We start from the raw sequence: 9,546 nt of genomic DNA, 5'->3' as shown, positions 1-9,546 counted from the left end.
TTTTGTGTTAGCCAGCCTTTTGTGATAATACCACGACTGTTGAAGTAATATCTTTTTCCATTTACTGTCTGCCAACCAATCAGCATATGACCTTCTTCATTAAAATAATGATATCCTTCATCATTATAGTACCAACCAATTGTATAACCACCATCATCGTTAAATAAATAAGTATAACCATTAAGATATTGCCATCCTTTTAAAGTATTACCATTTTTATCATAATATTTCCATCCAGTGTCTGTCCATGCCCAATAGCCTTCTTGGATATCATTTGCATAAACATTTGACATATCTAGATATGAGAAAAAACAAATTAAAAATAAAAAAAATACTATTTTTTTCATCATTACATATATCCCTCCAATCATTAATATTTAAGTATTATTAGTATTAATATACAATTTTATCTATTATTTTTTAAATATTCATTGATATGCATAATAGCTTTTTCTTTTTGTGATGGCGATACTGATGCAGATAATCTAATATAATTACTATACTTATCTCCATAATTAATCCCTGGTATTCCTAAAATTGAAAAATTATTTAAAAAATATTCAAATAAATTTATATTTTTATTACTACATTTAACCCAAAGATAAAATCCACCCATAGGAAAGCTACAATGTAGAGTTGGAATTGAATTAATTGCTGGAACAAGATCTCGCAAATTGTGATAATAATAATTATTCATTTGAAAAATTTCTTTATCATTCTTTAGAGATTCTAAAGCAGCTTTTTGAATAAATGGTGAGACTCCTGTTATAGAATGAGATTGAATAATTTCACACTTAGATATTATTTCATAATTTGAAATAATATAACCTATTCGCCACCCTGTCATTGCATAACATTTAGAGAAGCTGTTTATAATAATAATATGGTCATAAAAATTAAAATATTCTAGAAAACTAATATAATTATGATCATAAATAATTTCATTATAAACTTCATCAGCGATAATAAATAATTTATATTTTTTTGCAAAAGAAACTATATTTTCCATTTCATTTCTTGACAAAATTTTTCCAGTAGGGTTGTTAGGGTTATTGATTATAATTGCTTTTAAATTAGTATCATAATGATTTTCAAGTATTTCCAATGTAATTTCATAATTATTACTATCTAGCAAATTTATTTCAATAATATTTCCATAATTCAATTTAATCATTGGCTTGTATGATACCCAAGAAGGATTAAAAATCATAACAGTATCATCTGGATTCAAAATAGATTGTAAAGCTAAATAGATACCATATTTTGCTCCTAATGTTATTAGTATATTGTTTTCATTTAATACACTTAAATTATTTTTACAAAGTATTTGTTTTCTAAGTTCTAAATCTCCTTTTCCTGTACTATAATGTGTATTACCCTTTTTTAATTCTTCAATACATCGGTTAATTATTCTCTCGCTTGTAGAAAAAAAAGGTTCACCTAGAGTAAGGTCAATTAGTGTTTTATCTTTCTTTTGATGTTTGCTATATTTTTCTTTAACAGCAATTGAAGAAGACATCTTAATTTTATCAAGTTGTTTATTCATTTTTCTATTGAAATATTTTGTTTAATGATTTTAAACCAATATTTGTCCTTTCTTTAATTTTTTAAATCAGTTACAATATTAAAATTAAAAATAACAATTATTTTATCCTAAAATCAATTTACATTAATAAAATAGTGATAATAATCCTCATAACTATAATTAATATCTAATTCATTCGTAGATAGAACTATATAATAATCATTAAGTAAATTCATTTTGTAATTATGATTTTTTAGAAACTCTAATAAGACTTCTTTTTTTGAGATATTAGTTTGTTTTTCCAGAGATATTAGATAATCATAGTTTTCTGATTGATAGCCAAAATATTGATTTGTTCTGCAAAAGATGATTATAGGATTTTTACTATTATTTTGTTGTGCTATTTCTAAATCTTTCTTAAACATTTCTACACTATAGCTATCTCCAGTAATCCAAGGTTTAATATAAGGTTCTTTATCCAATATACTATATAATAAAATTCCTTGGCCAAAAACAATTAATTTATCATCTGAATCAAATTTATTAACACACGTAATTACCTCATTAACTGCACTGGATTGTCGCTCAGTTGTTTTTAAAAATTTAACATTGTTGCTATTGATAGAATATCTTTGTTCAAATTTATTTAGTGAATCAAAATTATTGGTCCTATATACTAAATCTGCAAATTTTAAAGAACTACATACAACACAAAAACAGATGGCAATTTTTATGAAAGTTGAAAAATTGTTATTTATATAAGTGTTCTTTTGCATTATTTTAGGCTTATCTAAACTGCTTTTGTATAATTGGACTATCGAATTAAGAGATAGAGGTGCAATGAGCCACATTGATATAATTATATGTTTTGTTACAGTGTTTGATCCAGCTACTGTTAATAATGGTAATGCAGTAGCTATTACATATAGCATTAATAATTTTTTGCTCTTCTTAAAATACAAAGTATAGCAAAATGATATTAACATAATGAAATAAAAAATTCCACTAAAAAAATTTGGCCCTGTAGTAAACTGAGGAGAATTTCCTACAGGATTAATATTATAAGATATGTAAGCAAAATAAATTGAAATAAAAGACATAATAATAAAAATACATAATTTGAAAACTTTGTATTTTATAGATCTTGAAGTAGTTTTAAAATATACAGTAGTTAGGCTAAATAATATTGAAGCAAAGAAAAGAATTATTCCGGAAAGAATAGTTTTTAAATTTCCAAATATAAAATTTTTTATGATATTAGATGTAGAATAGACATTGGTTGCATCGCTTGTCATATTTTTCAATTTAAACATATTATCTATAAAAAAAGATAAGTCATTGGAAAAATATAAAATCATAATTAATACTGTTATAGAGATAATAGCTCCAAGAATAATTCCAGTATATGAAACAAGAAGAAATTTTATAGAGCAATCATCAAATAAATACCACATAAAATATAATCCTAATATAAATATTAATAAACTTATACTTGATGTTCTTGCCAAAATTGCTAAACCTATTATTATCCCTATACAAAAAGTTATACAATCATTTTTTTTATCGATTAAATGCTTGTAAACTAAAATTAAAGCTATTTCAATTAAAAAAACAGAAAACTGATGATAATTAAATATATTTAAATAACACCCAGTAGCTATTATTGCTATTGATATTCCTATTAAGCAAATAATTTCATCTAAATAATTTTTTAAAAATTTATAAGTAATATAAGCCATGCTCCATTCAAGAAATACTTCTAATAAATTAAATCCCCACAATTCTAAAAAACCAAAAATTTGATACCAAATCCAGCCAATTAGCGATGTAAAGAAAGAAGAATATCCTATTAATTCAGGATTAGAAAATAAATGTGTAAAAGTAAAATAGTGCAATCCTGAATCTCCCATTTCTATGCCAAGAAAAGAATTTATTAAAGGATATAAAATAATAATTGCTAAACATATAACTTTTATAAATTTCTCTTTTTTTATTGTTATCATTTCGATATCTCCATTTATTTTAATTTATCTTTTTTCGTATTATAAATTGAGGATTATGATTTATACACATATATATTCTACCTATATATTCCCCAATAATTCCTAAAACCAGTAAAATTAGTCCACCTATAAGTAAAATACTAGATAAAATAGATGTATATCCTATTAGTATATTATCAAAAATCATTTTTTTAATAATTATATATAACATCAATAAAAAACCAATAAAGCTAAAAATAATTCCCGAAATCGAAGCTAATCTTAAAGGCTTTATAGAAAATGCTGTTAAACCATTGAAAAATAATAAAAATAATTTTTTGAATGTATAACCACTATTTCCTGTTATTCTATCATTACGTTGCACTTCAACATTTCCTATATATTTAGTAGTTCTTAATATTAATCCTGGTATATATACATATGGATTATCAAACTTCAACATTTCATTTATTATTTCTTTTTTTGCAACAAAAGATATAGATGGTGAAATATTTTGTGGCATATCTAAAAAATAAACAAGCATTTTTCTATTAATAATCGCTCCATATTTTCTTAAAAATGATCTTTTCATTTTACATACATTTTTTGCACAAACAATATCATAACCGTATTGTATTTCTTCATAAAATCGCCATACATCTTCTATCTTGGATTGCCCGTCATCTTCAAAAGTTCCTATGTAATCACCGTTGGCAACAGAAAAACCAGCTAATAATGCATTAGCTTGACCGAAATTCCTAGCCAAATCTAAACCAATAATATTTTTATGTATTTTGCATAATTCATTAATTATATTTAAAGTATTATCCTTTGAGCAATCATTAACTAAGATTATTTCAAATTCAAAATTTTTCTTTAATTTGAAAAAATCTAAAATATTTTGAACAACATACTTTAATGTAAGTTCAGAATTATAACAAGGAATTACAATTGATAGCATCCTATTTACCTCCTATACTATGTCATTTGTTGTATTTTTTTAAACAAACAATATCATATGTATTCCATTTTTTATGATCTAAACAATCAAACCAAATATCTTCTTGTTTTTCTATATCAACTAATTTATTATAAAATTTTTCATTAAAATTTTCTTTTGGAATTATTACTACACCTGTATCATCACACACAGCAATTGCTCCATCATACAAAGATATATGATTTCTTAATAATTGTTCATCTAAATCCTCATTATTTTTTACATTAAAACATCCCTCTGGATTAAAACCAGTCCCCCAAATTGGGTAGTTTTCTTTCAGTAAATCGTTTGCATCTCTGAAATTTGTATTACAAATTATTGCTTCTGCTGAACAATATAAAATTATATATTTTGTAACTAATTCTCCAATAATTGCTCTGTCTTCACAATTAAATGCTTCAATAAAAACAATATCTCCCTCTTTTGTATCTCTAACCTGTTCATGAACACTCCAATTTGAGTTATTGTAAGCATAAACCCATTTTATTTTGCCAACTTTAAAGTGACCTTTATTTAAAGCTTTTACTCCTTTTAAAGCTCCTTTTTTTCCTAAGCAATCTGCAACTTCTGTTGTAGATACTCTATTCTTTTTTATGTAATTTATTATTTTAGAATCCCATGTCATATTAATTTCTCCTTTTTAAAATCTTATTTTTAAACTATCTATAATTAGTTTTTCATTTCTCAAAAGTTTTTCTTTAGAATCAGAAAGCAAGATATATGATACTGAACGACTGCTATCATCTTCTGCATGTTTAATTATATCGCCGATTTCAAAATTAATTTGTAATTTATGAAGACCTTCTATCTTTTTAACAAAGTCTAAGCCTACTATTTCTTTTATTGGCAATCCTTTTGAATCAAAATCTAAAAATCCTAATACTGCTATTTTATTTTTACTACATTTTATTGTATTAAGAAAATCCATTTCATCAAAATTTATCAAATCGTTTGCTGCTGAAGAAATATAGTATTTATAATTATCTATACCTGATATAAAAGGTACTATATCTGTGGCTATATTTCCACCACCTCCACGAGCCGCCATCTCTATTAAATAAAATTTATTGTTGTAAAATTTAAATTCAGAATGTGTTAAACCAAATTTTAATTGACTTGATTCAATTATACTATTACAAACTTTTCTTAATTCATCATAATTATATTTTTCATTGCTATAACTAAAAAATAACCTATTTGCAATTGATGGATTATGTTTAAAATGTTGTTTTTCAGATATTGCTAAGCAATAATGTTTTCCATTAATAGTAATTCCATCTACTGTAAATTCTGGCCCATCTATATATTCTTCGATAATAACACTTTTTTTATCACTTGAATTTTTACAACAATTTTCAAAGTTAGAAATAACATCATCTACTGTATTTATTATATAAATCCCTCTGCTACTCATTGCATCTAACGGTTTCATAATGGTTTTTTTATTAATTCTTTTTACAAAATCACAAGCTTTTTTCTTATCTGTTGTTTTTAAATACTTTGGATAAAAAAAGTTGTTTTGTCTACAAAACTCCCTCATTAAATATTTATTAGTATATAACTTGGACAACTCTGTTGAAATAGATTTTAAATTTAAAGCTTCTGATACTTTTGCAACAGTTCTAACAGATATTTCACTTTGTTCTGAAATGACTCCATCAACATGTTCCTTTTTTGCAACTTCTAAATTCTTTTGCCAATTTAACACATCAATTACATAATGAGAATCGGCATATTTAAAAGCAGGGGAATTTTCATAAAGATTTGAATTAATTACAAAATACCCCATTTCTTTTGCCTTTTTTACTATAGGAATTTGAAATTTTCCACCACAAATTATTAATAGTTTTTTCATTTATATATCCTTTCTTCATATAATATATTTATTTCAGTACTATTTTTTTTTAATAATGTACTTTTTGCTGGAACATACACTCCATACTCTTTTGTACTTTTATTTAAGTAACAACCTGCGCCAATTAAAGAATAATTGTTAACAGTTATTGCACTTCTTATAGTAGCGTTTAATCCAAAAAAAGAATTATTTTTTATTTTTACTTTTCCACCTATAGAAACTGAAGGAGCAAAGTAATTATAGTCATTTATTAATGTTTCATGTGCAATATTACAACCAATTTCTATAATGTTAGATTTCCCAATTTTAACATTATAATCAATAATAACACCACTCATAATTATATTTCCTTCGTCAATACATACACTATCATCAATTAATGAATTTGGATGTATAAAAGTATATAATTTATACCCTTTATCTATAGCTTCTAACACAATTCTTTTTCTCAAGGAATTCATGTCTTTATATCCAATTCCTATCAATATTTCGTATTCCTCTATATTGTAATAGCTTTCTATTGATTCAAAATCTATTACCGGCTTTCCTTCAAAAGTTTTTAACTTTATAAATTGTTTATTAACAGTGAATGCCACTACTTGATCATTTGTATATTTTTCAATATAATACTTTAATCTTTTTTCAAAATCTGTCAGACCAAAAATAATAATTTTCTTCATTTTTCTCCTTTCTTATTACTGAGTTAAATTAAATTTTTTAATAGTGTTAATCTTTTATTTATATTTTGAACAGAATATATGTACATTCAAATTATTTAATTACCACTGTATTTTATTTCAAGCTAATATTTAATATCTTTATTTACTAAAGATTTATATCCAATCAACACAGTAATTAAAAAATATATAATATTACAAATAAAATTTGCAAAACTGTAACCATCAAATTCCCACAAACAGGTAAACCAAATTGCCATGGAAATATATAATAAAGAGTATAATAGTTGAATATATAGCTGCCATTTCACTTTAGTGAAATTTAATATAATTGTTAAAAGTAAATTAGTTGCAAAATATAAAATTTGACTACAGCTTATAATTATATATAAATAACTCTCGAATTTTGGCATACTTGAGTAGAAAATTTTAATATATATAGGTGTTAATACACTACATATTATGGAAAAAGAAATCATTATTAAAACAATAAAGAAAACAATCTTAAAATAAAATTTTTTTGTTATAGATTCTTTTAATTTAGAGAAATATCCCATAATTACACTTTGCAATGGACCACTTATTAAAGCAATTGTTTTTCCAAATAATGATAAAACATAATAGTTTGAGACTGCAACTTCATTTAAAAAAGCTGATAAAATAAATCTATCTAAATTTAACATGGAATTAGTTAAAAAATAAGATCCAGATAAAACTGTAGAGGTCTTAAAAATCTTTTTCGTTATAATGGTACATTCTTTTTTTGTTTTTAAAATGTTACCAGTATATTTAATATATATAAATCCTAATAAATCTCCTAATATCATTATATATGCCCATTCAAAAGTAAACAAAAAAATAACTATACCTAATAGATAACCTGCAGATATTATTAAATAAAAAATGCATTGTTTTTTATAATTTAAAGATATCCTATATTCAACACACAAGTAATTTCTATATATAGATAATATTGTTACAAGAATGATTAAAAATATTTTATAAAATGTATATGATTTATATATACCCACTCCTAAAATAAATATCGAAGAAACTAAGCAAAATATATTTAATATATTTAAATATGATCTATTAGAATAATTCTTTGATTCTAATATTAATCTAGTATTATTTAATGCAAGACCTAAAGATGGTCCAATTACATTAATTATCCCTAAAATAAACAAAAAGTCTCCAAATTTATTTATACCTAATTTAGCATTTATTATAGGATATATAATGATCTGCAAAACTAAATTCATTATAATTACTGCAAATATACAATAAAGAAAATCTTTTATTATTTTTAATTTACTTTTCTGAAAAATCATCATTACTAACTCTCTAGTTGTCTATGATCATTACTTGTAATAATTGTTTCTATTATTTCTTTTTCTAAGGAAACCCCAATATAGAAACCAAATCTTGACGAACTATCCGTAATTCTATGTGTATTATCTATTTTCTCAATATTGCTCACATAAATTATTTTTTCAGGATATAACGTCTTTAATTTTTCTAAAATATTTAAATCATTTTGATTAAAAATAAATTTTATAAATGCATTTTGTTTAATTGAATTTTTTATTTCATCAATTCTTTTTCCACAGGCTACATCTATAACCATTTTTATATAATCATTGGAAGTTGATAATTGCACTAAATGTGAACCAATACAATCTCCACCCATTCTGGCTCCTATTTCAATAATTTTTATTTTTCCATCATCAGTTATTTTAAACTCACAATGAGATGCGCCATATTGTATTTTTAATGCATCAAGTGCTTTGAAAATTTCTTTTGAAAAATATGTTATTTGTTCATTATCTAAATCTGCTGGTTCTAAATGTCCAGTTTCTATAAAATGTGGTGCTCCAGTAGTATATTTTTTGGTAAACGCTAGACAATTATGTTTAGATTCAAAAGATATACATTCACAACTATATTCTTCCCCATTAATATATTCTTCTACAATTGCACATTTCTCAAAAGAATTATTTATTGCTATACTAATAGCTAAGTTTAAATCTTCGAAACTATTTACTTTTTTTATGCCTCTACTACCAGAACGATCAGTAGGTTTTACAATAAGTGGATAAGTAAAATCTTCAATCTCATTTTCTTGAATTAATCTATCAGTTTTAATAAATTTAGGAACAGGAATACTATTATTTTGAAAAGCATCTCGCATCAAATATTTATTTGTTGTAATTAAATCTGATTCTTTAGGATTACATACTAAACCAAGATTTCTTGCAATATAATTCACGGTTAAAACTGCTAAATCTGAACCTATCGATACTACACCCTTAGGTTGAATTTTTTTACATATATCAAGTATTTCTTGTTTTTCTGTTATACTAATTGGATAAAAATAATCCGCAACTTCTTTTCCAACTGCACCTTCTTCCCATGCGAAAACATGTGTTTCATAATTTAATGATTTTGCCTTTTGAATCAAAGGTAATTGAAATTCTCCTGCACCAATAATAACCAGTTTTTCCATT

Annotated in this window: 8 protein-coding genes and 1 pseudogene; all 9 read right to left on the bottom strand. The window is 24.0% G+C overall.

Annotated features, from left to right (window positions below):
- Nucleotides 1-350: pseudogene (locus ACESR5_RS10360) on the bottom strand (hypothetical protein); the annotation flags it as partial.
- Nucleotides 351-406: 56 nt separating this feature from the next.
- A complete protein-coding gene (locus ACESR5_RS10355) occupies nt 407-1,546 on the bottom strand; it encodes a pyridoxal phosphate-dependent aminotransferase (RefSeq protein ID WP_373155561.1) in 1,140 nt (379 codons plus the stop codon).
- 113 nt (nt 1,547-1,659) lie between these two features.
- A complete protein-coding gene (locus ACESR5_RS10350) occupies nt 1,660-3,528 on the bottom strand; it encodes a hypothetical protein (RefSeq protein WP_373155558.1) in 1,869 nt (622 codons plus the stop codon).
- A gap of 19 nt (nt 3,529-3,547) precedes the next feature.
- Complete coding sequence (locus ACESR5_RS10345) at nt 3,548-4,468, bottom strand: glycosyltransferase (RefSeq protein ID WP_373155556.1); 921 nt, start codon at nt 4,466-4,468, stop codon at nt 3,548-3,550.
- A 22-nt stretch (nt 4,469-4,490) separates the two neighbouring features.
- The gene (locus ACESR5_RS10340; protein WP_373155553.1) at nt 4,491-5,132 is read right to left on the bottom strand and encodes a hypothetical protein; all 642 of its coding nucleotides are present in this window, start codon (nt 5,130-5,132) and stop codon (nt 4,491-4,493) included.
- Nucleotides 5,133-5,147: 15 nt separating this feature from the next.
- On the bottom strand, nt 5,148-6,362 hold the full coding sequence (locus ACESR5_RS10335; RefSeq protein ID WP_373155550.1) for an ATP-grasp domain-containing protein: 1,215 nt from the start codon (nt 6,360-6,362) through the stop codon (nt 5,148-5,150).
- Nucleotides 6,359-7,042, bottom strand: a complete 684-nt coding sequence (locus tag ACESR5_RS10330) for an acetyltransferase (RefSeq protein ID WP_373155547.1) — start codon at nt 7,040-7,042, stop codon at nt 6,359-6,361. The genes ACESR5_RS10335 and ACESR5_RS10330 overlap by 4 nt, the downstream gene beginning before the upstream one ends.
- Nucleotides 7,043-7,164: 122 nt before the next feature.
- Complete coding sequence (locus tag ACESR5_RS10325; protein WP_373155543.1) at nt 7,165-8,370, bottom strand: lipopolysaccharide biosynthesis protein; 1,206 nt, start codon at nt 8,368-8,370, stop codon at nt 7,165-7,167.
- Nucleotides 8,371-8,375: 5 nt separating this feature from the next.
- On the bottom strand, nt 8,376-9,545 hold the full coding sequence (locus ACESR5_RS10320) for an acetyl-CoA carboxylase biotin carboxylase subunit family protein (RefSeq protein ID WP_373155540.1): 1,170 nt from the start codon (nt 9,543-9,545) through the stop codon (nt 8,376-8,378).
- Nucleotide 9,546 lies beyond the last annotated feature (1 nt).

Source organism: Clostridium sp. AUH-JLR23 (assembly GCF_964238065.1).
GTDB classification, from domain to species: domain Bacteria; phylum Bacillota_I; class Bacilli_A; order Erysipelotrichales; family Coprobacillaceae; genus Allocoprobacillus; species Allocoprobacillus merdigallinarum.
This window is presented reverse-complemented; position numbering and strand designations above follow the sequence as displayed.

Excerpts from the sequence above, each read along its gene's own strand:
- ACESR5_RS10325 (WP_373155543.1), bottom strand. The coding sequence starts at position 8,370 with ATGATTTTTCAGAAAAGTAAATTAAAAATAATAAAAGATTTTCTTTAT.
- ACESR5_RS10320 (WP_373155540.1), bottom strand. The coding sequence starts at position 9,545 with ATGGAAAAACTGGTTATTATTGGTGCAGGAGAATTTCAATTACCTTTG.
- ACESR5_RS10355 (WP_373155561.1), bottom strand. The coding sequence starts at position 1,546 with ATGAATAAACAACTTGATAAAATTAAGATGTCTTCTTCAATTGCTGTT.
- ACESR5_RS10350 (WP_373155558.1), bottom strand. The coding sequence starts at position 3,528 with ATGATAACAATAAAAAAAGAGAAATTTATAAAAGTTATATGTTTAGCA.
- ACESR5_RS10345 (WP_373155556.1), bottom strand. The coding sequence starts at position 4,468 with ATGCTATCAATTGTAATTCCTTGTTATAATTCTGAACTTACATTAAAG.
- ACESR5_RS10330 (WP_373155547.1), bottom strand. The coding sequence starts at position 7,042 with ATGAAGAAAATTATTATTTTTGGTCTGACAGATTTTGAAAAAAGATTA.
- ACESR5_RS10335 (WP_373155550.1), bottom strand. The coding sequence starts at position 6,362 with ATGAAAAAACTATTAATAATTTGTGGTGGAAAATTTCAAATTCCTATA.
- ACESR5_RS10340 (WP_373155553.1), bottom strand. The coding sequence starts at position 5,132 with ATGACATGGGATTCTAAAATAATAAATTACATAAAAAAGAATAGAGTA.